This is a genomic window from Candidatus Scalindua japonica, from assembly GCF_002443295.1.
GTDB lineage: Bacteria > Planctomycetota > Brocadiia > Brocadiales > Scalinduaceae > Scalindua > Scalindua japonica.
This window is the reverse complement of record NZ_BAOS01000003.1, coordinates 28352-54753: the sequence shown is the minus strand read 5'-3', so window position 1 is coordinate 54753 and position 26402 is coordinate 28352. Positions and strand designations below refer to the sequence as shown.

The following is a 26402-nucleotide window of genomic DNA, read 5'->3' as shown; positions in this document are numbered from 1 at the left end:
TTTTTAATTAGCGTTTTCTGCTGACCTTAAAGATATTCATGTATGGTGAGCAATACCCATGCTACTCATTAGTTAAATCCACCTCACATTCGTGAAGGCTCCGGAATACAATCAAAGCACACTTCTCTATTTCGTTTTGGTTATTTTTACATTTGTATATCCATCACCACGTAGACTATTAACCGGGACCCACTCGTAATCCTCAGATACAAAAACGGTTCCTTCAGGCACCCTGCCGGTAATCTTTGCTTTGAGTTTTAACTTACCTCTTGCTGATTCGATTTTTACCATGTCACCGTCTATGATATCCGCTTTCCTCGCGTCAAGCCTGTTAATCTCGACAAAACATTCGGATGCAAGAGATACAAGTGACTCTGAATTTCTTGAATATGTTCCCAGATGTCTTAAGCTGGAGCCAGTTAACATAATGAACGGATAATTCCTGTTTTTCTTTACTGCTGAACCGGCCTTCTTTGACGTAATTTCAAATCTGTATATTTCTGCTTTTGTCTTATAGTATAAAGAGAGTATCCAGTGAAACCCTTTCCTGCGTAATCTGTTAATTTCAATTCCTTCATATATTGGGACACTGGTACCTATCTCATCTACAATGTCCTTGGATGTTGTATACGGAAATGTATGACCCATCTTTTCCGCAAGCGCGCATACTATCTGCCAATCCGGTTTAGAGTCACCCACCTGTGGTATAGCCTTGTGCAGCCGCTGCACTGTCATCCCCATATTTGTGAATGTACCTCCCTTTTCAACATATGTTGATGATGGTAGTACCACATCAGCTAATTCTGCAGTTTCTGTAAGAAAGCTATCCTGTACAACGACAAATTCAGCTTTTTTAAAAGCGTCTTTCACCTTCTTACCATTCGGATAGTTAACGACAGGGTTCTCTCCCATTACATAGAGAGCTCTCACCTTTTTCTTAACGGCAAGATCAAAAATATCACCTGAATCTTTGCCAAAATCTTTGCCAAGAAGATCATCAGGTAGTTTCATCCCCCATGACTCTTCAACTGCATCTCTGTACCCCTGATCAGTTATATCTATGTATCCAGGCAGATAATCCGGCACGACACCCATATCATTCACCCCTTGAGAATTATTATTTACCCTTGAAAAAACAATTGAAACTTTATCGGTATCGCCCTTATTTATTAACGCGCAAAGGTTCATTAATGCCTCTATCGTCTGCTCACCTGACGGATCTTCCTGGATATCCTTCCCACAGATAACATAGCAATTTTCTGCTTTTGCTATCAAAACAGAGGCCTCCCTTATAGCATCCTCAGAAATATTTGTTGCCTTCGAAACTTTCTTGAGCCCTGTTTCCGGGTCATTCAATGATGCTCGTAATTCATTGAAATTTTCTGTCTTAGCAGCAGCCTTTTTCAAATCAATAAGCTTTTCGTCAACAACAACCTTAATCATTGCATTGATTAATGCGGTTTGCGTCCCAAGCTTGTAATTTATACGAAAAAGATTTCTTGTCTCACAGCCAAATTCAACATTTCTCGCGTTGGCTATTATAACTTTAGTCTTATTTTTTCTAATGGCCTTTCTCACCATACTCCCGACAACAGGATGCGCTTCACTCACGTCCGCGCCTACAAAGAATACCGTGTCCGCGTTTTCTATTCCTTCAAGTGATGTTGAAGCCATCCCATATGCAACAGAATTATTAATCAAGCGATTAAGCGAAGGAGATTTCATATTAGATATATTGTCTATGTTATTTGTTCCTAATACCGCCCTGCAGAACTTCTGAAACAGGTAATTATCCTCATTAGTACATTTCTCGGAACCAATACCACCAATGGCATTTCCTCCACGGTCGGATATTATTTCACTGAATTTTTTTGATATGTACTCAAGAGCAGCGTCCCATGAGACCGAACGCAATTTACCACCCTTTTTTATCAAAGGGGTTTTAATCCGCTTGTCTGAATTGATAAACTCGTGGCCAAACTTCCCCTTTACACACAGATTACCTTCATTTACCCCCAGTTCGAGGTTTTTATCCGGAGTAATCCTCATTACTTCATTTTTTTTGGTATTTATTACCAGGCTACAACCAACCGCGCAATATGTGCAAATCGTTGGGGTTTTTTTCAATTCCCACGGCCTGGCCCTGAATTTAAGAGTCCTGTCCTGCCACGAACCTGTTGGACATACCGATACACAACCACCGCAAAAACTGCAATCTAATGGTTTATTAAACGCCGTACCGACAATCGTCTTAAACCCCCTGTTTTGATAATCAATTGCGCCGACACCCGCAATCTCCTTACATACTTTAACGCACCTGCTACAGAGAATACATCTGTTTGAATTATACTCCAGGAGCGGATTATCCCGTCTCATCGGTTCGTCCAACCTCGCGCTCTTAAATCTACCCGCTTTTAAATTTAGATCATGCGTGACCTCCTGTAAACCACACTCTCCTGACTTGTCACATGTTGGACAATCAAGAGGATGGTGTGCCAACAGGTATTCCATAACAGACCTGGTATACTTCTCAGTCTGAGGGGTTTTAGTTTTTACCGTCATACCTTCCGCGACAGGCTGAGCACAGGAAAATCTATGCCTTGTTCTTCCCCGCTCGGTTATTTCAACCATGCATAGCCTACAGCCTCCATATTGAGTCAACTTCGGATGATAGCATAAGCCTGGAATATATATGCCGTTGTCCTTAGCGGCCTTAAATACATTTGTACCCTGGGGGACGCTGATATCCTTATTATCAATCTTAAGATTTATCATAATTACTTAATTGCCATAAAATTACATTTGTCATAACACAAATTGCATTCAATACATTTCTCTTTATCAATAAACGCAACTTCATCACGTGATCCTGATATTGCATCCACCGGACAATTTCTTATGCAAAGCGTACACTTTGTGCATTTATCCGGAATAACGGTGTATTTATGAAGCGCGACACATGTTGCCGTTGGACACTCCTTGTCACGAATATGCGCCAGATATTCATCACGAAAATATCTTAGAGTAGATTTCACAGGATTAGGCGCAGACTGACCCAGACCGCAAAGTGACATCGTCCTTACCTCATCACACATTTTCTCCAATGTCTCAATGTCCTCCTCAACACCTTCTCCCTGAGTAATCCTGTTAAGGATATCCAGCATAAGGACAGTACCAACCCTGCATGGAGGACATTTACCACATGATTCGTGTGTACAGAAATCGAGAAAAAACCTTGCCATATCCACCATGCATGTTGTTTCATCCACCACAACAAGGCTCCCTGAGCCCATCATGGCGCCCGCACTTTTAAGCGACTCATAGTCTATGGGAGAATCCAGGTAAGTTTCCGGCAAACAACCACCTGAAGGCCCTCCAATCTGTACCGCTTTAAATTTTTTCTTCTTTGGCACCCCTCCACCAATATCAAAAACAATTTCTCTTACCGTTATACCCATCGGTACCTCAATCAGTCCGGCATATTTAACATTTCCCGTAAGTGCAAAAATTTTTGTACCTTTACTCTTTTCCGTACCAATTTTGGAATACCAGGCAGCACCACGATTAATAATAATTGGCACATTAGCAAATGTTTCAACATTATTCAGGCATGTAGGTTTGTCCCATAGGCCCGCTTCCACCGATTGAGGCGGCCTTGTCCTTGGCATACCACGTTTGCCCTCTATTGAGAACTGTAACGCGGTTGACTCCCCACAGACAAACGCACCCGCACCCTGTTTAATAATCATATCAAGGCTGTATCCACTGTTCAGGATATTTTCCCCCAGATACCCTCTTTCCTTTGCCTGACGGATCGCAATATTTAACCGTTCAATAGCCAGTGGGTATTCCGCGCGTATATAAATATATCCACTTGAAGAGCCGGTCGCGTATCCTCCAATAACCATACCTTCGAGCAGAGCATGGGGATCACCCTCCATCAGACTTCTATCCATAAATGCTCCGGGATCACCTTCATCAGCATTACAAATTATATATTTTTCGTCTGCTTCATATTTAGCGGTAGACTCCCATTTCCAACCCGTATCAAAACCACCACCTCCACGGCCTCTAAGACCAGACCTGCCTACCTCGGCAATGACTTCTTTCGGTGTCATCGTGGTTAATATTGTTTCTAACGCTTTATATCCACCAGTCATTATATATTCATCTATGTCTTCAGGGTCAATAATCCCACAGTTTTTGGTTACGAGTTTCACCTGGTTCTTATTTTGATCAAGATCATCAAAAAACGGCAAATCGCTATATTGCTGAACACCGTCACCTTCAAGACACATTTGTGACATTGCAAGTTTCTGTACCACGTTACCTTTACCCACATGCTCTTCTATTATCTTCGGAACAGTGTCTGGCTTCACTTTTGAATAGGTGACACGTGGATATCCGGGCACAATCACGTCTAAAAGAACCTCGTAAGAACATAGTCCTATACAACCTGTACTCACTACATCAGCAGAAATATTCTGCTTTTTGAGCTCTTTTTCTACACTCTCCAATACATTTCTAGCGCCAGCTCCCAGACCACAGGTACCCATACCCACAATAATTTTCGGCCGTTTTAGCGTTATATTTTTCTTTGCTATTGATGTTTTTTTCTTAGCCATCTCTATTTAGTTTTTCCGTGTTTCCCGATCCCCTGGATTATATTGCCGACATTATCAGGAACAAGGTTACCATGAACATCTCCATCTAACGTTATAATAGGCGCAAGAGAGCATGCTCCCAGACAAGCGACTTCTTCAAGGGTAAACATCCTGTCCTTAGTAGTAGAACCCACCGCAACATCCAGTTTTTTTGAAAATTCACTCGTCAATTTATTAGCCCCTTTGACATGGCAAGCAGTCCCACAACAGACCTTAATCATATGTACACCTATAGGCTCCAGACGGAATTGCGAATAAAATGTAGCAACCCCTATAATTTCACTGGCACTGATATTCATCCTTTCAGAGACAAGATTGACAGTCTCTTCCTGTATGTAGCCATATTCATTCTGTATTTTTTGCAAAACAGGGATTAATGCGCCATCCATACCTTCATAAATATCTAATATTTCTTCTGCCTTAGTCAGGTCTAAAGCTTTTTTTTCTATAGATTGTTTTTTTCTTTTACCCATTCTGTTATCATTCCCAAAGCACTAACGGTCAATTTCTCCTAAGACAATATCCAGGCTTCCAATTACAGCAACCACATCAGCAAGCAGGCGACCCAGTATCATCTGTTGTAGAGACTCTAAATTAACAAATGACGGAGGTCTGATTTTTACTCTATATGGGTTCTTAGTCCCGTCACTGATTATATAATATCCAAGTTCACCCTTAGGAGCTTCTACACACGCATATACTTCACCAGCCGGCGGACAAATACCTCCGGTTACGATCTTGAAATGGTGAATGAGAGTCTCCATACTCTGTTTGAGTTCCTCCTTTTTCGGTAAAGTAACATCAGGAATATCCGCAATGTATTCACCTCCCGGGAGATTATCCATGGCCTGGCGTATAATCTCATTACTCTGACGCATCTCTTCTAACCTTACAAGATAGCGATCGTATACATCACCGTTTGTACCAACAGGCACAAGGAAATCCATCTCATCATATGCCGCATACGGTTCAGTTTTTCTAACGTCCCACCTTACCCCGGAACCCCTTAAACTCGGCCCGCTCAAACCATAATTAATCGCATCGTCCGCTGAAATAACTCCAACACCCTTAGTCCTCATCATCCATATCTTATTTTTTGTAAGAAGTGTTTCATAATCTTTTAACCTGCCCGGAAATGCGTTAATAAATTCTTTTGTCTTTTCAATAAAGCCCTCAGGTAAATCTCTGGCTACACCTCCTATCCTGATATATGAAAGGTTCATTCGCGCTCCGGCAACCATTTCAAAAATATCATTAAGTGTTTCTCTCTCACGAAAACAGTAGAAAAAAACTGTCATTGCACCAATATCAAGCGCATGTGTTGCCAGCCATAGAAGATGTGATGAAATCCTTGTAAGTTCACACATAATGACTCTTATATAATGTGATCTTTCAGGCAGTTCTATATCCAGCAACTTCTCTACCGCAAGGGCATAGCCCATATTGTTAGACATTGGCGCCAGATAATCAAGACGGTCCGTAAGTGGAATAAATTGATGGTATGTTTTATGCTCCGCAAGCTTTTCTATACCACGATGAAGATATCCGATATCAGGGGTGACTTTGACTATCGTCTCACCGTCCAGCTCAAGTAATAGTCTCAAAACACCATGCGTACTGGGGTGCTGTGGGCCCATATTTATAGTCATCACCTGTTCTGTTGTCGTTGCGGTCATTATCTTCCTTCTCTGTAAACACTCTTAAGAGATTTCGGCTGTCTGCCTTTAAGCGGATAATCTTTTCTCAATGGATACCCTTCAAAACCTTCCGGTGTTAAAATTCTTTCTAAATTCGGATGTCCTTTAAAGATAATGCCAAACATATCGTAGGTTTCTCTCTCATGCCAGTCAGCAGTCTTCCAGACATTAGTGACCGTATCGATTCTTGGATTTGAAGCGGGTATTTTCACTTTAAGACGTAGCCTGTGATTTAACTTTATAGAATATAAATGATAAACTACTTCAAAGTTATTGCTACCGTCTAAACGAGACAAATCAACACCACACAAATCCGAAAGATAATCAAAGGCTGATTCATTATCATTATGGAGGAATTCAGCAGCCCTTTGTATAAAGGCCTTTTTGATATTTATGGTGAGTTCACCCCGGAATGTTTTTCCGTCAATTACGGCTTCCGGATACGCTGCTTTTAACCTTTTCCCTATCGTAATATCTTCAGTCATGGTTTTAAAAATTATAGGATAATTTAACAAATCCCTCTCTTCACCCACTACACTTATGAGAGTGCAAAGAGGGATTTGTTAATTTTGTTTGTACGATTACTTACTTATCTCCGCTATCCAGTACAGATTCTTTCTTTATTTTTTCCTGTAATTCCATTACTGCATGTATCAATGCCTCAGGACGGGGAGGACATCCCGGTATGTAGATATCCACAGGAAGAATCTCTTCCACTCCCTGAACAGTAGCATAAGTATCAAAAATTCCACCGGAAGACGCACATGCACCCATCGCGATTACCCATTTGGGTTCCGGCATCTGATCGTAAATTTTTCTTGTTACAGCAGCCATTTTATATGTAACTGTACCTGCAACAATCATCAGGTCAGACTGACGAGGTGAAAACCTGAAAACTTCAGCCCCAAACCTGGCAAGGTCGTATCTTGGCGCCACTGTTGACATCATTTCTATGGCACAACATGCCAGACCAAAAGGCATAGGCCACAGTGAGTTCTTTCTGGCCCAATTAACCACCTTGTCAATGTTTGTAGTGAGTATATTGTCCCCAAAGACAGTCTCTATTCCCATTCGAGAGCACCTCGTTTCCAGATATACACATAGCAAAACAGTAAAATCAGTATGAATATCCCCATTTCAATTAAGCCAAAGAGTTTTAATGACTTAAACGCAACCGCCCAGGGATAGAGAAAAACTACCTCGATATCAAACACAACAAACATCATTGCTATTAAATAAAACTTTACTGAAAACCTCTCCCTGGCTGTGCCTGTCGGCTCTATACCACATTCATACGTAGAAAGCTTTTCAGCAGACGGTTTCTGACGGCCGACCGCTGCAGAAATGATGATGTTAGAAATGGCAAAACCCATTACTACCAGAAGTAGAATCAGAATTGGAATGTAACTTACTAACATAGGTATTTATTATTCAATTATTTATATTAAACTGTACGGCTTTTATTTCTGTTAATACAAGGATTTACAGAATTTAACATCTTATCATAAATCATAAATTAGTAAACAAAATATTTTATCTGCTTATAATATGATTAAAGTGAATTATTACTACAGTTGTATGGCCCCCCCACCACCCAGGCCACTTTAACTTTCAGTATTCTGACACTGTATCCTTAAAAACTTCCAGTACATAAGCAATGTCGGATTCGTTCAGGTCCTTATGAGTAACCATTCTTCCACAATTCCCATATAGATGGACAGCGCGAACACCCTTTCCGGCAACACTATCCACAAAATCCTTACAATTCAGTTCTGGTAATTCAAATTTGTAACATATAATATTTGTCTGTACTGTTCTCAGGTTAAGGTTAAAATGGCCTGATTCATTCACATCTAAAGGGCATATTGTTGTTCCCGTCAGAGCCGCAGTACTCCCGGCAACCATCGTATTTATGTGCGCAAGCCGGTCACATATCACACCGTCACCCGGCTTTGTAAGCACCATTATTGATATCAAATTCCCCATTATACCACTGGGAACAAAAATAGCGTCTTCCTTTCCAGCACGGTCAGACGCTATTTTTTCAAGCCTGTTTGTGGTGGGATCGTCACCGAACCCATCATCACCCACCTCCGCGTCCTTCATGGCCTGACGCATCTTTAATGTTGGAGTAGTAACCGTATCACTTCGTAAGTCGACAATCCTCATTATGTATTTATACAATCTTCGCCATCGTGATAATGTCGAGCAACCTCTCTCTCCCCCTCGGTTGTATAGTTACTGAGATGAATCTCTCCTGTACTGCTGATAACTTCTCTGGCCAGATCCATATAGTCCTGTGTGCCGCGACTCTCCGGAGCGTACAGGGTAATAGGCTGTCCGGAGATAGGGCACTCCGCCAGTTGAGTGTTTTCCCTGATAATAGACTTGAACAGCTTGTCATGAAACTTGTCCTTAATCGTCTCTACCACCTTATTGCTCAAGTTTGTTCTTTTATCAAACATACAGGCAATAATCCCTGTGACTTCGAGGAGAGGATTGAGCGTATCCTTGACAAGATTTACCGTATTAATCAAAGTAACCAGGCCATTGAGCGCCATCACCTTTGTTTCCAGAGGAATAAACACTTCCCTGACGGCTGACAACGCGTTAACAGTAAGTAACCCAAGCGATGGAGGGCAGTCCAGAATGACATATTCTGAACGGCAATTACCATATAAATAGTGATCTTTCAAAAGATCAATGCTTTTTTTCAATATAGTATCATTTTCAAGTTTGTTTGCTAACGTTCGTTCAACAGATGCCAATGTAACGTTTGACGGGGCAATCCACATATCTTTCACACATGTATCGTGTAAGATTTCACTTATCGGCAGCTCATCTTGAAATACATTAACCATCGATTTATTCAGATGATTAATATCTATTCCCAGCCATGAACTTGAATTACCCTGTGGATCAAGATCTATCAACACTACCCTTTTGCCCAGTGATGCGAGACAGGCGCTTAAATTAACAGCCGTAGTTGTTTTACCCACACCGCCCTTTTGATTTATTAATGCTATAGTTCTCAATAGAACTCCTTTAACTATTTTATATGTTTTTCCAGAACTTCTATATCCTTACTATCGCCAACAACAACCAGAATATCTTTAGCGCCTAACACGTATTCTGGAGTTGGCAGCTCCTTAATATGTTTCTCGGTAGATTCGCCGTCTTCACCAGCCTCCCCTTCTATGTTTTTCATGATCATAATTACATTAACACCGTATCTCGATTTAAGACCGAGCTCCCCAAAAGACTTTCCTATAAAACCACCCTTTATCTCTATCTCGGCAAGATTATAGTCAGCGCCTAATTCAACATAATCCAGGACCCCAGGTGCAAAAATACTGTTAGCAACCCGAAGCCCCATGTCTTCTTCGGGAAAAACCACTCTTGTCGCGCCCACCTCCTTCAGTATTTGCGCATGTAACCTTGTACCCGCTCTCGCAACAATCTCTTTAATACCAAGATTTTTTAAGATTGCGGTGGTTAATATACTGGATTCAACATCTTCTCCAATACTCACAACGGCAACATCAACACCCTGAACACCACTCTGCATTAACGCTTGTTCATCAGTGCACTCTAATTGCACCGCCTCGGCAACAACATCCCTGGCCTTATCAATCAAACAAATATCTTTGTCTAAAGCCATGACCTGTGCCCCCTTGGCAGCCAGAACTTCGGCAATCTTGAAACCAAACCTTCCTAAACCGATTACTGCAAACTGTCTCATGATTAATTATCAACCCACTATTATTCTCTCTTCCGGGAAACGGATTTTCCTTTCAGCAATCTCTTGACCAAGAATAAACGCGAGAGTCAACGGCCCTATTCTTCCGATAAATATTAATAAGCTCACTAAAACCTTTCCAATTACTGATAAATCAGCGCTTAGTCCGGTACTGAGACCAACAGTCCCAAATGCTGAAAATGCTTCAAAGACAACTGCATGGAAAGGAGCATCCTCTGTGTATAGTAACATCAGGCAAAACAGTAATATTGTTAATAAAGAGAGTGTTGCGATAGAAACAGCTTTTTGTACTGTTCGTCGGTGAATTGTTCGATCAAAAACTTCTACCTCTTCCCTTCCTCGGAACATATTGTAAACCACTGCTATAATAAGAAAAAAAGTACCTACTTTGATGCCTCCCGCAGCAGAACCGGACGCACCACCAATAAACATAAAAAAAATAAAGTATAAAAAAGTAGGTGTTGCAAGGCTGCCTATATCAACCATCGTAAATCCTGCGGTCCTGGTCGTTATAGATTGGAAAAAAGAGACAGATATTTTGTCCCTGACTGAAAATAGTTCTAGTGAGTTATTATACTCAAATATGTAGTAAAGTATTGCCCCCACTATAATTAAAATCACCGTCATCGTCAACACTATCTTCGTATGTAAATTTACCCTCTTTTTTTTATCTTTTTTATTAAAAAATGAAAAATAGTCTAGAAGGTTGGATAATACAACAAAACCCAGACCCCCTGATACGACAAGAAACCCAATAGTTATGTTTACAACTAAATCATTACTGTAGCCGATCAAGCTATTACTGAAAAGCGAAAACCCCGCATTGCAGAATGCACTGATTGAATGAAATATAGATATAAATATATAATCATCGACTGTTTGGTGAGACCAATGAGCAACTAATACAACAGCCCCAATAGCCTCAAAAACAAATGTCGAAATTATTATAAAGATAATTATTTTCTTAATTTCTCCATTTTCTGCATTAAGTACGCCCTTCATTTTAACCTGTTGAGACATAAGGAGTTTTTTACCAATTACAATACTGAAAAAAGCATATGATGTCATTAACCCAAGTCCACCAAGTTGTATAAGGATTATGATAACAATATGGCCAAAACGTGAAAAAAAGAGAGAAGTATCATGGACGGTAAGTCCGGTGACACAGAGCGCAGATGTGGAAGTAAACAAGGCGTCTACTAATGACGTACCTTTACCATTGACAGTTGCCACCGGCAGCATTAGTAAAATAGTGCCAATAACAATAAAGGTAAAAAAACTCAGACCAAGTGTTACTCCCGGTTTTGCGCTGAAATTTTTAAATGCTCTTCTAAACATTTATTTTCATTTTATAAACAGGAATGATAGATATCTTCTCTCAAAACAGCAATAAAAGGCAAGTTCCTGTACCTGTTATCAAAATCCAGGCCGTAACCAACTACAAATTTATCCTCAATCTCAAAACAACAATAATCAGGAACAATATCTATCGCCCTCCTTGCCGTTTTATTAAGGAGCACACACACCTTTATTGATAAGGGATTATGTTTAGTAATAACCCGGACAATTTCAGAAAGAGTCTTCCCTGTATCCAGTATGTCATCCACGACAAGTACATGTTCCCCCTTAATATTTACATTAACATTGTTAATAATTTCTGTCTCCGGATTGGGGAAAGTTGAAGCACCTGTATAAGTGTTTGCCCTGACAGTATCTATCTTGAGGGAAAAAGGCATCTGCCGGATTAAGTCGGAAAGAAAAATGAGACTGCCATTTAAAACACCGATGATGGTAAGATTTTTATGCCAGTAATCTGTAATAAGTTTTTGTGCGAGCGCACTAACCCTGTTTTTTAATTCAGTTTCAGAGATTAAGACCTCGTCAATATCGTTTTTCATGAATAGATTCAGAAAGATCCAACAAAAAGGACAACTACGGATAAACAGTAATCTGAGTCTCTTAATGCCTGATACATCTCATCAATTTTCAAAATATAACAGTGAAAAGTGCTGTCTGTCAAACGTTTAATAGAAAGTAACGATAAGCCACCTTCAGATTTTGCTAAATAAAAGGTTGATAGGAAGGAAATAATTAATATGATATACTACGTGTTGGTTTTAAATATAATATTAAATGACAGGTGTATTCAATAAATTGATAAATTCTCCATAGGAGGTTCCCATGTATGAAAAAAGTATAAAACCGCTAAACCAGGCTTTAGCTGAAGAGTTAAGCGGGGTTCATCAATATATGTATTTCCACTTTCATTGTAGTGATCAGGGATTTGACCTGCTGGCTAACCTTTTCAGAAAAATAGCAATAGAAGAGATGATGCATATTGAACGGCTTGCTGAAAGAATTTTATTTCTGAAAGGTGATGTAGAAATGCAGCCATCAACCAGCACAGAAAAGATCCACATAGTAAAAGATATGCTGACAGGGGCGAAATCGATGGAAGAAAACAGCGCCATACTCTACAATAAGCTTGCAATGGAATGTGGCTCAAATGCGGATTCTGTTTCACGAAAACTTTTTGAAGAGCTTGTCATAGACGAAGAGAACCACTATGGACAATTTGACACAGAGCTACAGAATATAAACAAATTTGGTGAGCAATACCTTGCATTACAATCTATTGAGAGAAGTAAAGTGCTGTCAAAGCAAGCAGGTGTCAACCCGGCAACTCCACCCTGAACACCCGCTTTTCTTATTAAATAAACCTTGAATTAATTATTACAGGAGAAACAAATGCCTATTTATGATGATATCCTAGCGACTATCGGAAGGACACCCATAGTTAAAATAAACAACCTGACCGATGAGAATTGCGCTAATCTCTTTGGAAAACTGGAGATGTTTAACCCAGGCGGCAGCGTCAAAGACCGTATCGGCTTGGTAATGATAGAGGATGCCGAAAAAAAAGGTTTACTGAAGCCCGGAGACACAATAGTAGAACCTACATCAGGTAATACGGGAATAGCACTGGCAATGGTCGCTACAGTTAAGGGGTACAAGGCCGTTTTTACTATGCCTGAGACCATGAGTCTGGAGAGGCGTGCTCTTCTCAGATACTTTGGAGCCGAAATTGTCCTTACAGAAGGTCCTAAAGGCATGAAAGGTGCTATTGAAAAGGCAGCAGAGCTTGTGAAAGAAAAAGGTTATTTTCAGCCTCAACAATTTGACAATCCTGCTAATCCAAAAATACATCGTGAAACAACCGGCCCTGAAATAATCAAAGACTTCGAGGGAAAAGAGCTCCACTATTTTGTAGCAGGTGTGGGTACCGGAGGAACAATAACCGGGGCAGGTGAGGCGCTGAAGAAACATTTCACAAATATAAAAAATGTAGCAGTAGAACCGGTAGAATCACCTGTACTTTCAGGAGGGGAACCCGGGCCGCATAAAATTCAGGGAATAGGTGCAGGGTTTGTACCCGGCATTTATAATAAAGATGTTGTAGATGAAGTTCGACAGGTTATAAGTAATGATGCATTTATCATGGCAAGACGTATCGCGAAGGAAGAAGGGATCTGTTGTGGAATTTCTTCCGGAGCAAATATGCATGTCGGCTTACAGATTGCCAGAGAAGCCGGGCCCGGTAAGAATGTTCTTGTGGTAATACCAAGTCTGGGAGAACGCTATATATCTACGGATTTATTTAAGGATGTAGAAAAAGACTAAAATGAACAATTCCATAAACAGCGATAAAAACGCACCTCGTTTAAGCTATATTACTAAGGCACTGGCCAGCTCATATGAGAAACATGGTGGGATTAACCATCTGGAAGGGCCCAATCTCCCATCAAAACATGAAGTGCAAAAACTGGTAAAACTACTGTTGACAATCATGTTTCCCGGCTTTTATGAGGAAGCAACCGGTAATAAAGATCATCTGGATACGTATCTTATGGCACAATGCTCCAGTGCACTGGAATGCCTCTCTGATTTAATACAGAAGAGCTTAATGCATGAATGTAAGGAGGGTGCTAACTGCAAACGTACCGAAGGAGAGTGCTGGGACTGTTCAGTCGAGATTGCATACCTTTTGCTTGAAAACATTCCTGAGATTAGAGAAATTGTAAACAAGGATATTAATGCCGCATACAAAGGAGATCCTGCAGCGTCAAGTTATTTTGAGGTTGTACTCAGCTATCCATCAGTACGGTCAATATCGGTTCATCGTCTCGCCCATTTTCTGGAACTGCAGAATGTGCCTTATATACCCAGGATGATGAGTGAATATATTCACGAAAAAACAGGAATAGATATCAATCCCGGGGCAAAGATAGGACCGGGGTTTTTTATTGATCATGGGACCGGTGTCGTAATTGGAAGCACGGCTGTTATTGGTAAAAATGTGAAGTTCTATCAGCATGTCACGCTGGGAGCATTCAGCCTGACTAACGTAGACAAGATCAGGCAGGAAAACAAAAAGAGACACCCTACAATCGAGGATGATGTTACCATATACGCCGGGTCAACAATCCTTGGCGGTAATACGGTAATACAGAAAGGTTCAATCATAGGTGGAAATGTCTGGTTGACACGATCAGTTCCACCCTATACAACAGTAACCGTTGATTCACCATACCTTATTTTCAAACAGAAAAATACCGTGAAAAAATATGAAGTAGACTATCAGATTTAATACTTCATTCATTCATCTTTTTTTCTAAGAAGTGTCCGTTTAAATTTGAAAGCGGGAATTTGCTTTGCGAAGGATAGAAGAGAGATTAATGGTGTGTTTGGTTTAGTCAAAAAAATCCCCATAATCATCCCCCTCCCCCCCCAACTGTTCATGAAATATAAAGGTGTTTGTATCGTAAATTATATTATTTATTTAGCGACTTCCTGGTTTAATTAACTGTTTTCTTTTTCCACCTGCATCTTAATCCTGCTCCTGCCAGTCCTAAGAAACCCATGATGCTAAAAAGAATTTTAGCCGATGGCTCTGGAACCACGTTTGCTGTTGGCCCGACAGTTAAGTCGTCAATGTAGATACTTCCATTTGTAGGATTTATTCCAACCACTTCGCCTCTGGCGATACCAACGTTAGATATAAATCCACCAAAATTCACAACTAAGTCTGGCAATTCAATAGAGGCTAACAGGTTATCACTCTCATCGAATATATCAAAACGTTCACGATCAACAAGACTGGTATTAAACAAACCAACAGCAAGCACCGGAGTGTCAAATGTAAATACAATGGGGCTGTCTAAAGACAAATCAGCATTCAAAACAACATTTGGAGCAGAATTAGATGTTCCACCGGAACCTCCCGGAAAAACAACAGCGTTGTCAAAGTCTATACCTGAAATTTGCTGGTCAAGATTCTCATACGGTTGCCCAAATAAAGTACCATCATTTAGGGTGAAGGAATCAAAATTGTGTGTCGTGAAGGAGCTGAGCGCATTCTTAAAAACAGTCTCGTTTGTGTAAGTTGTTATTAATACAGGGTCTGCACTTGTTTTAACCATCATACCAAAAAAAACTACCACTATTGTCAAAAACACGGATACCTTTGTTGATACCATAGCTTTATATCCTCCCCTTATAAATTTTTTAATTTAATTAGTAAAACACTAAGCCAGCAATCAAGAAATCGTAGATAGATATATCCCCTATTTGATCCTGACTTGTCAAAAATAAGGTTGTTTGTAAAATAAGTAAAATAGTTACGAAAGTCAAACGTTTTTTTAGAATAAACCAGAAATGTTCGGTATGGTTTTTGTTAATTTACTCATGCCAGAATTCCATTATTGAGTATCCACGCGGCTCGTTCAATCTGAATCGTCCGTTTTCCTCTTTTCATTAAACTGCTTTAATAAGTAGCCACAATCCCTTAATCTCACATAAAGAGCTAAGCAATCTGTTGATTAGTGATCAAATATTGTTGACTTTCCAACTGATTAACGTAACGGTTTAAACAAGTACTCCAATCCATTCAATTTGATTTCATATACACATTTTATCATATCACCAAGTTCGCCTTCCGGAACTCCATTCTGTACAGACCATACGATATACCACTCAGGCAAATCAACCAGTAACATATTCTTATATTTACCAAAAGGCATACGTGCTTTTGCTAGCTTTGAGAGATACTCTTTATCGGATAACATATACTAAATAAGTGTTAAGTTAAAAGTGCCTGAAATACCTGAAGTTTAAGAACACGGACAAACTCGTTTTTACATACCGCCCATTTGTTAATCTATGATAAAAATGTAAAGGATATATTTTTAAGCGACCCTTATACTACATCATCAACTGCACTGTTCAAATTAAACGGAAAACCTGACACACGCCCCACACCAAGTCTACGGTCGATATAGAAGCAGCGAGGACATTCCAGGAAAAGATCAATCTTTGAACGGCTCAGTTTGAAAGGCTTTTCATCCTCTGGATCAAAAATATTTCTACTGCGTTTCGGGTTATAGAATTTAGACATGAAATAGTTATTACATTATAGAAATTGCATGATTAATACCGGTTAACATCTTTGTTCCATACACGTTATTAATAATTGAAGAGATTTCCGGATCAAGTCTGGCTTTTTCCGATTTATGTCTCTTATTACAATCAAAATTGAATGCATCGTCCTGGACTGTCAGGATTTTCGGACTCCCATCATAAATAGCCAGAGGCCAGAGGCAGCACGATTCAGGTTTTGTATCATAAAATGAAAGATTGTTTTTTAATGCATGGCTGTGCAGTGAACATAAAGCCTCTCCCTTGCCATTACGCCAGGCAAAGAGACATTGATTCTCTTCATCTGTATCTATGGAAACAAGATTATCATCTGTTTCTTCAAAAATATTCCTATAGGTTCCATTTGCTATTAATTGAGGTGCAAATTTTGCCGCTTCAGGTATGTGAGTAACTATTTTATCAACTTCCCGCTTCTCCATACATACTTCATACTCAGAACAACAAGATCCCTTCTCACTGCAAATCTCAGGGTCACATGTATGTTTGATTGAAATAAGTGACTTTAAATCCACTTTTATATTTTCAATTATTGGGAATAACCTGCTCATATACTTTCTCGTCAAATTCCCTACCAGTTAGATATTTCTTTTATTTCAAAACGTCTTTTACTGAGTTCCAAACCTCAGGTGTTTCCATGCAGAGTGAAATCTTAACACCTTTAGACAGGTCCCTTATAACCTGCCCTATTTCCTTATATGCTTCTACTCTAATGGGTCTGAAGTACCGATGTTTCCCATCAACACACGGCACAAATTCACCCAGCAGAAGATTCGTCTGCGGATTTCTTTCTCTTATTATCCTGGTCAAAGACGGAAGATATCTGAAACCGCCAAGACTTATGAACTTAACCCTCTCCATATCCACTCTTTCAAAGAGTATCTCAAGCATTGCTTTGTAATGCTCAAACCAATTGTCACACAGTATAATCGGATCAAGACATACTCCCACATTATAGCCTGCTTGCTGGATATCTACTGCCGCACATATTCTTTCCTCTAACGAAGGCGCTTTATGCTCATGATTGTCTACAATTATCCTGGGACTGAAAGTCCATGAAACAACAACGTTATCCACCGCCTCTATTTTTAATAAATTCTCTATGGTAGTTGTTTTTGTCCTCAGTTCCAACCGCGCATCGGGATACTCTGAAAACAGTGGAATAAGTTTATATGACAGACCTGTCAGATCGTCAAAGGCCAGGGCATCGCACAATTCACCGGCATGGAATACTATCTTTTTATCGCTTTCTGCAAGTAAAACGTCTCTTATTTCATCCAGCATCTCATCGTGATTTACAAATACAGTAGGCACAGCGTTATCAAAGTAGCATTGAAGAAAACAATAGTCACAATCTAAACTGCAATTATTGCCATGCCCAATAAAATATTCCGTATTCCCCACTATGCCGTCCCTGCACCTGAACTGCTTTACCGTTTCACCCCTTTTACATGCCAGCGCCAGGTACTCCTTACTTTTTTTGTATATATGATCAACACTGTCTCCATCGATCCTGATCCTTCGATAATCATCAATATATTCAATTGTTATACCCGGCAATTTGTCGAGTATCTCCCGGGTAACAGGAGAATTAATTATCTCTTTTTCTATAAAAATCTTTTTTGGCTGAGTTTTGTTCATAGGTATTTTATGTTGATAACACTTCGACTTGCCGTCCGTACCGGTAGGGGCGGGGAGTCGAAGGATGTTTTCTCGCTCAATTTTAACTCACTTTTAAATTTTTCTTCCTTCCAAATCCACCACCTCCGGGAGTGTGTATACTGATAATGTCTCCCTTATCCACATTAATAGTTGTCTTAGACGGTAGTTTACGTTTCCTGTTTTTTGAAATCAGAATATTTTGTCCAACCTGGCCATTTTTACCACCCATTAAACCGTACGGTGCGTGTATTCTTCTATCAGACAAGATACTAACGGTTGCAGCTTGAAAGAATTCGTAATCTCTGATTATTCCATGCCCCCCCTTATATCTCCCCATACCACCTGATGCAGGGCGTATTTTGTATTGCCTGATCCTGAAAGGATAGTTGTGTTCAATAGCTTCAACAGGAGTATTCAGTGTATTTGTCATATGGGTGTGAATGGCGTTAATACCATCTGAATCTGGCCTTGCACCCATACCGCCCGCGATAGTCTCATAATAGGTAAAATGATTACCTTTTAAAGCATCGTATCCACCAATGGCAATATTGTTCATCGTCCCGCTGCTTGCCGCGGGAATATTTCCACATATAGCTTTTGACAGTGCCCCGAAAACTACATCAACTATCCTCTGAGAGGTCTCAACATTACCACCGGATACAGCACTCGGCACTCTGGCATTTACTACTGAACCTTCCGGCGCGGTTATACTGATTGATCTCATACAACCGGAATTTGATGGTATATCACCGTCAACCAGACATCGAAATACATAAAAGACACAGGAAACAGTAACCGCGTATACCGCGTTAACAGAACCTCCAACCTGCCTGCTGCTACCGGAAAAGTCAACACTCACCGAGTTTCCTTTTATTTTGATACACACCTTAATCCTGACGGGTTTCTCCGCCACACCATCATCATCAAGATAATCACTAAACGAATACTCTCCATCAGGTATTCCTTTAATTACGGATTTCATTATTCTGGCAGAATAGTCCTGAAGCTCAGATGAATATTTTACCGCTTCGTTTTTCCCATATTTTTCACACAATTCACGTAACCTCTGCTTGCCAACTCTATTGGCTGAAATCTGCGCGATTATATCCCATTCACGCTCCTCAGGTGTTCTTACATTAGAAGTTATGATATTCATGATTTCACTGTTGATCACGTTGCCCATCACTATCTTGACAGGTGGAATTCGAATCCCTTCCTGATATATTTCAGTAGCATTACACATGGAACCCGGCACCATCCCTCCTACATCTGAATGATGAGCCCTGTTAGCCACATAAAAAACAGGTTTTTTTCTGCCTTTATAAAAGAAAGGAGTCACTAACGTAATATCCGGAAGATGCGTCCCTCCTTGAAAGGGATCATTTAATATCACAGCATCACCATCACTCATTTCCAGAGCCGTTATTGCCTCTTTAACTGACATGGACATGGATGCCAGATGCACAGGAAGGTGTTCTGCCTGGGCAACCATTTCACCCCTGCTATCAAACAATGCGCATGAAAAATCCTTACGCTCTTTTATATTCGTGGAAAAAGAAGATTTGCACAATACAACACCCATCTCTTCACAAATCGTAGAAAACAGGTTGTTGAATATTTCCAGGTTAATGGGATTGAACATTTGATGAATTTTGACCAATATCTAAAATTAAAGCCTTGAGGCAGTCTATTATCTTACCAGCAATTACCGTTAAATCAAATTGGAAATAAATCCCCGATCAATAGGAATATCATGGCATGTGCCTGTAGTGCCCGTTTCCCGAACAGGCTTATAATGATTTCCATTTATGATAATAAACACAGCCGTTTTGATCAAAGTAACGTATTCACCATTGCAATATCTATAAAGTGATTGAATAATTACTATTTCTATGATTAAATTGATGAAATTAAAATTTTTTTAAGATTATTTACCAGGAGATAAAATGCTTAAACACTACATAAACAAGGGAGCAATATCATTTATCGCTTTTGTCTTGTTCAGCCTGATTTGTATGAAACTTAATCCTGCATACGCTAATCCTAAGGTTTTAATGGAAACATCAAAGGGCAATATTACTATTGAATTGTACGAACAGGAAGCGCCAATTACTGTTAAGAACTTTTTGTCATATGTATCTGAAGGTTTCTACAACAACCTTATTTTCCATAGAGTCATACCGAATTTTATGATCCAGGGCGGTGGTTTTGATAAAAAAATGAATCAAAAACCTGTTAAGGATCCCATTAAAAATGAAGCACGGAGAGGGTTAAATAACAAGAGAGGTACACTCGCCATGGCGAGGACAAATGTTATTAATAGCGCCACGGCACAGTTCTTCATCAATTTAGTGAACAATGATTTTCTCAACCATAAGGACAACACCTCAAGCGGTTTTGGATATGCTGTTTTTGGTGAAGTTATAGAGGGTATGGATGTGGTTGATACTATTGGCAGGACAAGGACACATGCCTTTGGTATGTTCAGAGATGTGCCAATAAAGGACATAACCATCAAGAATATGAGTGTAATAGAATAAATGGTTAATCTGTTTTTACTACACTCAACCAGAGAGACATATCACATTACTAATTAAATAAAATACCCCCAATATCTTTTAGAAGATATTGGGGGGGGTACGAGATAAGGTCATCCCATAAGCTCAAGAAGCAATTCCATACTTCAATCAACAACAGTAATTGTGTATACCGGGATTTAAAATATGTGGGAGTGCGTTAAAAATAATAATAACTATATTTTTTTAACCTTTTCAGCTTTACTGCCTTTTTCGCCCTGCACAATTTCAAAATCGACGTTGTCTCCTTCTTCTAATGTTCTGAATCCATCACTCTCAATAGAAGTGTGATGAACAAAAACATCCTCTCCGCCTTCAATAGAAATAAAACCAAATCCCTTTTTGTCGTTAAACCACTTAACTGTACCTGTTGGCATACTGCTACACCCCCTTCTTCAAAGCAAAAATAAAAAAAGCCACAAGGTTGTTACCTTGTAGCCATAATATTACAACTTATTATAATACTATATTACAATACAACCTTGAGTTCTAAAGGAGGTCTTATAACAAAAATTAAACATGAAATCAAGAAAAAATATATTAATTATTATAAGAAAAATTATTAACTTAAGTCCTCTCTGTTTGTGTTGATAATAGACGGAGAATTGGTATTACATACCCTCAATTTCGAAGGCAGACATTTCCTTACCAGAATTGCCAGTTGTCTGTTTTTATCACGTAAATGCCAAGAAACAGATTTGTTATTCCATGAGAGAACATAGCTACGAACAGGTTTCTTGTGAAATACAGGATCAGGCTATAGGATACACCTGCCATAATCCCCGCGAGCCAGAGATTATGCTCGAAACCAAAGAAGACAGATGCTATCACAAACGAAACCCAGGTAAACTTCCCTATCGGTACATTCTCAAACTTCGGGTTGATAATATACCGCAGTACAAAAGACCTCCAGAACAACTCCTCGAAGACCGGAACTACCACAGAAGACCCAAAAAGCCTGAATGATATTATCAGATAAAAGAGGAAAGAATTGTTAAAAATGAATGGGTTATACGCCTCTGGTTCTTTCAGAGTCGCAAACTTCATATCCATGTTAATCCATAGAACAAAAACTGCAACACCTGAGAAAAACCCTATTAAAAGGTTCTTTCCAGAAAGCCCCTTCTTAATATCAATCTCAGAGTATCTATTCCATAAAAGCAGGAGGGAAACTGCTACCAGTACCGTCTTAACCGGATAAAAAATGTAGCCGTCATACTCAGCAACTTTCACCAGTGGAGCATAGTATTGAGAAAGAAAGTCTATGAGGCTCTCCAGGGCAATAAAGGCGATAAAAAGGAGAAAGGGGAAAACTCTTGGGAACCAGGCTTTTTGTAGTATACTGGATTTATTTAGCATTGTTTTATAATTATCTACATTTTCCCCAGAGAATCAAGGTCTATTACAGGGTTTTTTCTAAACGGTGTATATAATGGGTCACCTATCAAAATTTGTCGCCAGGAAATATGAGGTGTACTTCTAAAATAAGTCTCGAGCAATGTTAGTTTACCCGTCATCAGCAGAGGAAAAAACAGATCAGGTAAAGGGAAAGAAGAGAGATATGGTTCACTGACCGGCCCTATTGTTGCTGCAACTCCCTCTTCTATCATCCGTTTACACCACACCTGACTCCCCTTTTTCTTAAGCGTACTTGCCTCGGAACTTGCTATGTGGAAACCCACAGCCCCCTTTTTCCATTCAAATGAATCTACATAATTAGCAAGTGAGTACCAACCAACATATAAAGCCGCATCGGTACAAGATTTCTCGGGAAACAACCCTGGCTTGTCATTAAGTACTACGGGAAACGAACTCTTAGATTGAACAATTTTATGTAGACGTAGCAGATGCGCGTCGTAGAGACCGTAGCTGTCCTTTGCAACAGCTTCACTAAGACCCCGAGCATCTATATACATAGTCCCGGTAAGGCCACTCTTCTCAGCTTGCATGGCATCATCAACCAGACGTTTAGCCATATCAGGCGAGGGTGCATCCAGACGTCCCACCATAACGGTCTTTCTTCTGATAAATTCAATCCCCGGCATCTTCGCATAATTTATCATAAATGGATTTAACAACCATTTGGAACGTTGAAAGTTTTCAGCAAGAACTAATGTTAATTCACTATCTACCGAAGCTGATGTCATCTCTATCTTACCATTCCTGTACTGCGCTTCCCAGAACAGCAATTCACCAATCACGCCATTGACCATTCGGATAATGGTAGACACTTCAAGGGCTTTTTCAGGGGTAAAACCTCTGAATTGAATCTCTGCAAGCTGACTGTTAAGAATCGTGTTAAATTTAAGGAAATTATTGTTACGTAGAAAAACAGTCCTATCCTTCTCGTCCATAGAAGAGACCTGGTTTTTAACGTCTTTAACAATAGGCGCCATTCCCGCCATCCTGAACAGGAGCGAAACAACCTTCGAATAATCTTCCATTTCAGCCACCGATACATATTGCCTGATATACTCAGATGCCTTCAAAATAGTCTTACTGACACTTTTAATTACCTCCTGTGTCTGTAGAGCTTCTAAACTCTGTTTTTCATAGGTAAGTGTCGTTATCTTCCCTTTATCAAGTATCTTTTCAAGCTCTCTTCCCTGTTGCTGCAGCAGTCTCTTGTACTCTTTCACTTTATTGGATGTTAATTCACCATATTCTTTACGTACAGCCGGCTTAGTAGTTTCTTCTATACGAAGCGGGATTCCGTATACAAGAAGAATGGCAGGGTTAAGGCCTGAAAGTTTAAGTTTATTAACCGCACTGCGTACCGGTGGGACCAGGTTTGCATCATAGTAAACTCCGTGGATAATCTCAGAATCTGGCACATCTACCCCCACAAGATTAGAGACGGGAACACCTCTTTTAGAAGCATAATAAGTAGCGACGTTCTTACTCTCCGGCATATTCTTATTATAAACAACAATAAGATCTGTAGATAGCAGTGCATGCGCCGGACTAACCGCTATGACCAACAGCAAGATAGTTAATATGGGAATAGAATAGAAATTTCTGATGAATAACTCCTAATGATATAATTTCTGCAATCTTTCAAAGAAATCCGGAAACGTTTTTTCAACACATTCCGGGTTCTTTATCTTTATCCCTTTGGTCCTTAAACCGAGAAGGGCAAAACTCATTGCCATACGATGGTCATTATAGGTTGATATCTCAGCGGAATGTGGTGGTGACGGAACTATTTCAATACCGTCTTCAAACTCTCTTGTCTCTACGCCTGCCTTTTTCAGCTCGTTAACAATTGCCGTAATACGATCTGTCTCTTTGAATCTGAGATTTCTCACATTTCTAATGCGTGTCTTCCCCTTCGCGAAAACCGCAACAGGTGCAAGGGTCTGCACTACATCGGGAGTATCATTCATATCTATGTCTATTCCGCTTAATTCACCACCCTCAACTTCCAACCAGTCTCGAGACTTCTTCATACTGCATCCCATTTTACTCAGAATATCAACAAATTTCGTATCACCCTGCAGTGATCTATCACCCAGGCCCTCAACCCTTACCTTACCTCCGGTAATAGCTGCGGCAGCAAAGAAATATGAAGCACCAGATGCATCCGGCTCCACCATAAACTCACAACCTTTATACCCCCCGCCTGACTTAATAATAAATTCTTTGTATGAATCCCTCTCTACCACAACGCCAAATCTGTTCATAACATCTATTGTCATATCGACATAATTCTTTGATGCAAGTTCATCAATCACAACTATACGTACATCACTATCTGCATAAGGCGCGGCCAAAAGAATGGCGCTGATATATTGACTACTTATATTACCCGGAATCTCTACTGTTCCTCCCCTTAAACCGGCAGCATTAATTAAGACGGGCGGACAACCGTTACCGTCCCTGGATACAACATTTGCACCAAGTTTATTTAATGCGTCAATTAACTGCTGTATGGGCCTCTGTCTCATACGTTCGATACCATCTATCTCATACTGCCCGTTACCGAGAGTCAGCGCTGCGGTCATAAATCGCACAACAGTCCCGGCGTTACGTGCAAATAAACCTGCCCTCTCTACCGGTATCTTCCCCCCACACCCTTTTACTATCAATCTGTTTTCTTCCGCTATTACCTCTATCTGTATACCAAGCTCACCCAGGCATGAGATCATGACCCTGGTGTCTTCGCTTAACAAAGCATTCTTTACCACAGACTCACCATTTGCAAGTAAAGCGGTTATTAACGCCCTGTTCGTATAGCTCTTAGAACCTGGGACCCTGACAGTTGCATTTATCTTATCAACAGGTTTTATTTCTATCATCGTCTGTTTCCTTTCAAAAAAGAAATTATAGACTGACATCCACCTTTCATCAAGGAGAAACGCGTAAGTCATAAACAGTTTATATATAATACCTCTTTTACATCGAGTCTCATTTGACAGAAAACAACTAAAAAGTATTGACAAAAAAATTGATTTATGAGACAAATAGTATCTTTGATATTTTGTGTATTTATGATTTGTATTAATATGACAGATAGGAGCGGTTTTTTGGAAAATAGAGATAAAATAGTTATTGGTTCAAGGGGAAGCACATTGGCCTTAATCCAGGCAAATTGGGTGAAATCTGAACTGGAAAAAAAGTATAAAGAGACAGAATTTGTTATTGAAGTCATAAAGACAACCGGTGACAAAATACTGGATACACCGCTTGCCAAAATTGGAGATGTCGGTCTCTTTACAAAAGAGCTTGAGGAGGCCCTGCTTGACAAGAGGGTTGACCTGGTGGTCCACAGCGCAAAGGACATGCCTACAGCAATCCCTGACGGCCTTGAGATTGGCGCGGTAACGAAACGCGAAGACCCTCATGACGCATTAATAAGCAGGGACAACCTTCCTCTGAAAGAACTTCCTCAGGGCGCGACACTTGGAACCAGCAGCTTGAGGCGAAGAGCACAGGTCATTGCAGTCAGGCAGGACCTTAACATAGTTGACCTCAGAGGAAACCTGGACACGAGAATAGGCAAACTGGAGTCAGGTGAACTCGACGCAATTATTGTCGCGCAAGCCGGTCTTAACAGGCTGGGACGCGGTGATGTGTCCAGTGAGATAATCCCATTTGACATAATGCTCCATGCCGTTGGACAGGGAGCGCTCTGTATAGAAAACCGAGTGAATGATGAACAGATAATAAATATGATTAAAATCTTAATAGACTATGATACCAGGCATGCGGTAAGGGCTGAAAGAGTGCTTTTACACAGGCTTCAGGGAGGATGCCAGGTCCCGATTGGCGCTCACGCGGAAGTAGTGTTCCCGGTCAATATGAAAATGGAAGCGGTTGTGTGTTCACTCGACGGGTCTACCATTATCAGAGACTCTGTTGAAGGCAAAGTTGACGATTACTATACAATGGGTATCGAACTTGCAAACAAGCTGATCGGAAGAGGAGGGCGGAAAATCCTTGATGACATAAAGGCAAATGTGGCTGAAGAGTGAGTTAACCGGACTTTTCTCAAAACCGCAAAATACTAAAGATGATTAACCATGGGACACAAAATGAATAATTCAGTTTG

General features: G+C 40.1%; 27 protein-coding genes. 5 read left to right on the top strand and 22 right to left on the bottom strand.

Going from position 1 to position 26402, the window contains the following annotated elements:
- Positions 1–126: 126 nt before the first annotated feature.
- The 12 genes from nuoG to hpt all read right to left on the bottom strand — a co-directional run bounded on the left by nuoG (position 127) and on the right by hpt (position 12019).
- Positions 127–2775, bottom strand: a complete 2649-nt coding sequence (gene nuoG / locus SCALIN_RS01645) for an NADH-quinone oxidoreductase subunit NuoG (RefSeq protein WP_096892525.1) — start codon at positions 2773–2775, stop codon at positions 127–129.
- Between the two features lie 2 nt (positions 2776–2777).
- Positions 2778–4625, bottom strand: a complete 1848-nt coding sequence (locus SCALIN_RS01640; protein ID WP_304518428.1) for an NADH-quinone oxidoreductase subunit NuoF — start codon at positions 4623–4625, stop codon at positions 2778–2780.
- Between the two features lie 2 nt (positions 4626–4627).
- Positions 4628–5137 carry an NADH-quinone oxidoreductase subunit NuoE gene (gene nuoE, locus SCALIN_RS01635; RefSeq protein WP_096892524.1) on the bottom strand — a complete coding sequence of 170 codons (510 nt, stop codon included), beginning with the start codon at positions 5135–5137 and terminating at the stop codon, positions 4628–4630.
- A gap of 21 nt (positions 5138–5158) precedes the next feature.
- Positions 5159–6340, bottom strand: a complete 1182-nt coding sequence (nuoD, locus tag SCALIN_RS01630) for an NADH dehydrogenase (quinone) subunit D (RefSeq protein WP_096892523.1) — start codon at positions 6338–6340, stop codon at positions 5159–5161.
- Positions 6340–6876, bottom strand: coding sequence for an NADH-quinone oxidoreductase subunit C (locus SCALIN_RS01625; RefSeq protein ID WP_304518427.1), 537 nt, complete (start codon positions 6874–6876; stop codon positions 6340–6342). Before SCALIN_RS01625 ends, nuoD begins: the two co-directional genes overlap by 1 nt.
- Positions 6877–6946: 70 nt before the next feature.
- A complete protein-coding gene (locus SCALIN_RS01620; RefSeq protein ID WP_096892521.1) occupies positions 6947–7432 on the bottom strand; it encodes an NADH-quinone oxidoreductase subunit B in 486 nt (161 codons plus the stop codon).
- Positions 7423–7779 (bottom strand): NADH-quinone oxidoreductase subunit A, encoded by a 357-nt coding sequence (locus SCALIN_RS01615; protein ID WP_096892520.1) that lies wholly within the window; start codon positions 7777–7779, stop codon positions 7423–7425. Before SCALIN_RS01615 ends, SCALIN_RS01620 begins: the two co-directional genes overlap by 10 nt.
- A 193-nt stretch (positions 7780–7972) precedes the next feature.
- On the bottom strand, positions 7973–8545 hold the full coding sequence (locus SCALIN_RS01610; protein WP_203415300.1) for a threonine aldolase family protein: 573 nt from the start codon (positions 8543–8545) through the stop codon (positions 7973–7975).
- Complete coding sequence (locus tag SCALIN_RS01605) at positions 8530–9396, bottom strand: ParA family protein (RefSeq protein WP_096892518.1); 867 nt, start codon at positions 9394–9396, stop codon at positions 8530–8532. The genes SCALIN_RS01610 and SCALIN_RS01605 overlap by 16 nt, the downstream gene beginning before the upstream one ends.
- Positions 9397–9410: 14 nt before the next feature.
- Positions 9411–10103, bottom strand: a complete 693-nt coding sequence (locus SCALIN_RS01600) for a potassium channel family protein (protein WP_096892517.1) — start codon at positions 10101–10103, stop codon at positions 9411–9413.
- Positions 10104–10112: 9 nt separating this feature from the next.
- On the bottom strand, positions 10113–11459 hold the full coding sequence (locus SCALIN_RS01595) for a TrkH family potassium uptake protein (protein ID WP_096892516.1): 1347 nt from the start codon (positions 11457–11459) through the stop codon (positions 10113–10115).
- An 11-nt stretch (positions 11460–11470) separates the two neighbouring features.
- Positions 11471–12019: a hypoxanthine phosphoribosyltransferase gene (hpt, locus tag SCALIN_RS01590; RefSeq protein WP_096892515.1), complete on the bottom strand. Its 549-nt coding sequence runs from the start codon at positions 12017–12019 to the stop codon at positions 11471–11473.
- A 283-nt stretch (positions 12020–12302) separates the two neighbouring features.
- On the opposite strand from hpt, the gene SCALIN_RS01585 reads away from it, so the two are divergent.
- Genes SCALIN_RS01585 through SCALIN_RS01575 form a run of 3 tightly spaced genes read left to right on the top strand, consistent with a single transcriptional unit; the run spans position 12303 to position 14769 of the window.
- On the top strand, positions 12303–12815 hold the full coding sequence (locus tag SCALIN_RS01585) for a ferritin-like domain-containing protein (protein WP_096892514.1): 513 nt from the start codon (positions 12303–12305) through the stop codon (positions 12813–12815).
- A 54-nt stretch (positions 12816–12869) separates the two neighbouring features.
- The gene (gene cysK, locus SCALIN_RS01580) at positions 12870–13802 is read left to right on the top strand and encodes a cysteine synthase A (RefSeq protein ID WP_096892513.1); all 933 of its coding nucleotides are present in this window, start codon (positions 12870–12872) and stop codon (positions 13800–13802) included.
- Between the two features lies 1 nt (position 13803).
- Positions 13804–14769, top strand: a complete 966-nt coding sequence (locus SCALIN_RS01575) for a serine O-acetyltransferase (protein ID WP_096892512.1) — start codon at positions 13804–13806, stop codon at positions 14767–14769.
- Positions 14770–14977: 208 nt separating this feature from the next.
- Here the strand turns inward: SCALIN_RS01575 and SCALIN_RS01570 are convergent, their stop codons facing one another.
- The 6 genes from SCALIN_RS01570 to SCALIN_RS01545 form a co-directional block, all read right to left on the bottom strand.
- Positions 14978–15658, bottom strand: coding sequence for a hypothetical protein (locus tag SCALIN_RS01570; protein WP_096892511.1), 681 nt, complete (start codon positions 15656–15658; stop codon positions 14978–14980).
- Positions 15659–16033: 375 nt separating this feature from the next.
- On the bottom strand, positions 16034–16246 hold the full coding sequence (locus tag SCALIN_RS01565; protein WP_096892510.1) for a DUF3820 family protein: 213 nt from the start codon (positions 16244–16246) through the stop codon (positions 16034–16036).
- Between the two features lie 131 nt (positions 16247–16377).
- Positions 16378–16575 carry a hypothetical protein gene (locus SCALIN_RS01560; protein ID WP_203415299.1) on the bottom strand — a complete coding sequence of 66 codons (198 nt, stop codon included), beginning with the start codon at positions 16573–16575 and terminating at the stop codon, positions 16378–16380.
- Between the two features lie 10 nt (positions 16576–16585).
- The gene (locus tag SCALIN_RS01555) at positions 16586–17164 is read right to left on the bottom strand and encodes a DUF3109 family protein (protein WP_096892509.1); all 579 of its coding nucleotides are present in this window, start codon (positions 17162–17164) and stop codon (positions 16586–16588) included.
- Between the two features lie 40 nt (positions 17165–17204).
- Positions 17205–18254, bottom strand: a complete 1050-nt coding sequence (locus tag SCALIN_RS01550) for an SPL family radical SAM protein (protein ID WP_096892508.1) — start codon at positions 18252–18254, stop codon at positions 17205–17207.
- Positions 18255–18336: 82 nt separating this feature from the next.
- On the bottom strand, positions 18337–19917 hold the full coding sequence (locus SCALIN_RS01545; RefSeq protein WP_096892507.1) for a hydantoinase B/oxoprolinase family protein: 1581 nt from the start codon (positions 19915–19917) through the stop codon (positions 18337–18339).
- A gap of 304 nt (positions 19918–20221) precedes the next feature.
- On the opposite strand from SCALIN_RS01545, the gene SCALIN_RS01540 reads away from it, so the two are divergent.
- Complete coding sequence (locus SCALIN_RS01540) at positions 20222–20815, top strand: peptidylprolyl isomerase (RefSeq protein WP_304518426.1); 594 nt, start codon at positions 20222–20224, stop codon at positions 20813–20815.
- A gap of 212 nt (positions 20816–21027) precedes the next feature.
- Here SCALIN_RS01540 and SCALIN_RS01535 read toward each other — a convergent pair whose 3' ends face one another.
- The 4 genes from SCALIN_RS01535 to aroA form a co-directional block, all read right to left on the bottom strand.
- A complete protein-coding gene (locus SCALIN_RS01535; RefSeq protein WP_096892506.1) occupies positions 21028–21228 on the bottom strand; it encodes a cold-shock protein in 201 nt (66 codons plus the stop codon).
- Between the two features lie 268 nt (positions 21229–21496).
- The gene (locus tag SCALIN_RS01530) at positions 21497–22210 is read right to left on the bottom strand and encodes a CAAX prenyl protease-related protein (protein ID WP_096892505.1); all 714 of its coding nucleotides are present in this window, start codon (positions 22208–22210) and stop codon (positions 21497–21499) included.
- Between the two features lie 14 nt (positions 22211–22224).
- Positions 22225–23763 (bottom strand): TIGR03790 family protein, encoded by a 1539-nt coding sequence (locus SCALIN_RS01525; protein ID WP_133111603.1) that lies wholly within the window; start codon positions 23761–23763, stop codon positions 22225–22227.
- Between the two features lie 120 nt (positions 23764–23883).
- Complete coding sequence (gene aroA, locus SCALIN_RS01520) at positions 23884–25149, bottom strand: 3-phosphoshikimate 1-carboxyvinyltransferase (RefSeq protein WP_096892639.1); 1266 nt, start codon at positions 25147–25149, stop codon at positions 23884–23886.
- Between the two features lie 228 nt (positions 25150–25377).
- On the opposite strand from aroA, the gene hemC reads away from it, so the two are divergent.
- Positions 25378–26325, top strand: coding sequence for a hydroxymethylbilane synthase (gene hemC / locus SCALIN_RS01515; protein ID WP_230406536.1), 948 nt, complete (start codon positions 25378–25380; stop codon positions 26323–26325).
- Positions 26326–26402: the final 77 nt, after the last annotated feature.

Excerpts from the sequence above, each read along its gene's own strand:
- SCALIN_RS01615 (WP_096892520.1), bottom strand. The coding sequence starts at position 7,779 with ATGTTAGTAAGTTACATTCCAATTCTGATTCTACTTCTGGTAGTAATG.
- aroA (WP_096892639.1), bottom strand. The coding sequence starts at position 25,149 with ATGATAGAAATAAAACCTGTTGATAAGATAAATGCAACTGTCAGGGTC.
- SCALIN_RS01640 (WP_304518428.1), bottom strand. The coding sequence starts at position 4,625 with ATGGCTAAGAAAAAAACATCAATAGCAAAGAAAAATATAACGCTAAAA.
- cysK (WP_096892513.1), top strand. The coding sequence starts at position 12,870 with ATGCCTATTTATGATGATATCCTAGCGACTATCGGAAGGACACCCATA.
- nuoE (WP_096892524.1), bottom strand. The coding sequence starts at position 5,137 with ATGGGTAAAAGAAAAAAACAATCTATAGAAAAAAAAGCTTTAGACCTG.
- SCALIN_RS01600 (WP_096892517.1), bottom strand. The coding sequence starts at position 10,103 with ATGAGACAGTTTGCAGTAATCGGTTTAGGAAGGTTTGGTTTCAAGATT.
- nuoG (WP_096892525.1), bottom strand. The coding sequence starts at position 2,775 with ATGATAAATCTTAAGATTGATAATAAGGATATCAGCGTCCCCCAGGGT.
- SCALIN_RS01545 (WP_096892507.1), bottom strand. The coding sequence starts at position 19,917 with ATGTTCAATCCCATTAACCTGGAAATATTCAACAACCTGTTTTCTACG.
- nuoD (WP_096892523.1), bottom strand. The coding sequence starts at position 6,340 with ATGACCGCAACGACAACAGAACAGGTGATGACTATAAATATGGGCCCA.
- SCALIN_RS01575 (WP_096892512.1), top strand. The coding sequence starts at position 13,804 with ATGAACAATTCCATAAACAGCGATAAAAACGCACCTCGTTTAAGCTAT.
- SCALIN_RS01530 (WP_096892505.1), bottom strand. The coding sequence starts at position 22,210 with ATGCTAAATAAATCCAGTATACTACAAAAAGCCTGGTTCCCAAGAGTT.
- SCALIN_RS01585 (WP_096892514.1), top strand. The coding sequence starts at position 12,303 with ATGTATGAAAAAAGTATAAAACCGCTAAACCAGGCTTTAGCTGAAGAG.
- SCALIN_RS01540 (WP_304518426.1), top strand. The coding sequence starts at position 20,222 with ATGCTTAAACACTACATAAACAAGGGAGCAATATCATTTATCGCTTTT.
- SCALIN_RS01560 (WP_203415299.1), bottom strand. The coding sequence starts at position 16,575 with ATGTCTAAATTCTATAACCCGAAACGCAGTAGAAATATTTTTGATCCA.
- SCALIN_RS01595 (WP_096892516.1), bottom strand. The coding sequence starts at position 11,459 with ATGTTTAGAAGAGCATTTAAAAATTTCAGCGCAAAACCGGGAGTAACA.
- SCALIN_RS01555 (WP_096892509.1), bottom strand. The coding sequence starts at position 17,164 with ATGAGCAGGTTATTCCCAATAATTGAAAATATAAAAGTGGATTTAAAG.
- SCALIN_RS01525 (WP_133111603.1), bottom strand. The coding sequence starts at position 23,763 with ATGCCGGAGAGTAAGAACGTCGCTACTTATTATGCTTCTAAAAGAGGT.
- SCALIN_RS01570 (WP_096892511.1), bottom strand. The coding sequence starts at position 15,658 with ATGGTATCAACAAAGGTATCCGTGTTTTTGACAATAGTGGTAGTTTTT.
- SCALIN_RS01535 (WP_096892506.1), bottom strand. The coding sequence starts at position 21,228 with ATGCCAACAGGTACAGTTAAGTGGTTTAACGACAAAAAGGGATTTGGT.
- SCALIN_RS01550 (WP_096892508.1), bottom strand. The coding sequence starts at position 18,254 with ATGAACAAAACTCAGCCAAAAAAGATTTTTATAGAAAAAGAGATAATT.
- SCALIN_RS01565 (WP_096892510.1), bottom strand. The coding sequence starts at position 16,246 with ATGTTATCCGATAAAGAGTATCTCTCAAAGCTAGCAAAAGCACGTATG.
- SCALIN_RS01620 (WP_096892521.1), bottom strand. The coding sequence starts at position 7,432 with ATGGGAATAGAGACTGTCTTTGGGGACAATATACTCACTACAAACATT.
- hpt (WP_096892515.1), bottom strand. The coding sequence starts at position 12,019 with ATGAAAAACGATATTGACGAGGTCTTAATCTCTGAAACTGAATTAAAA.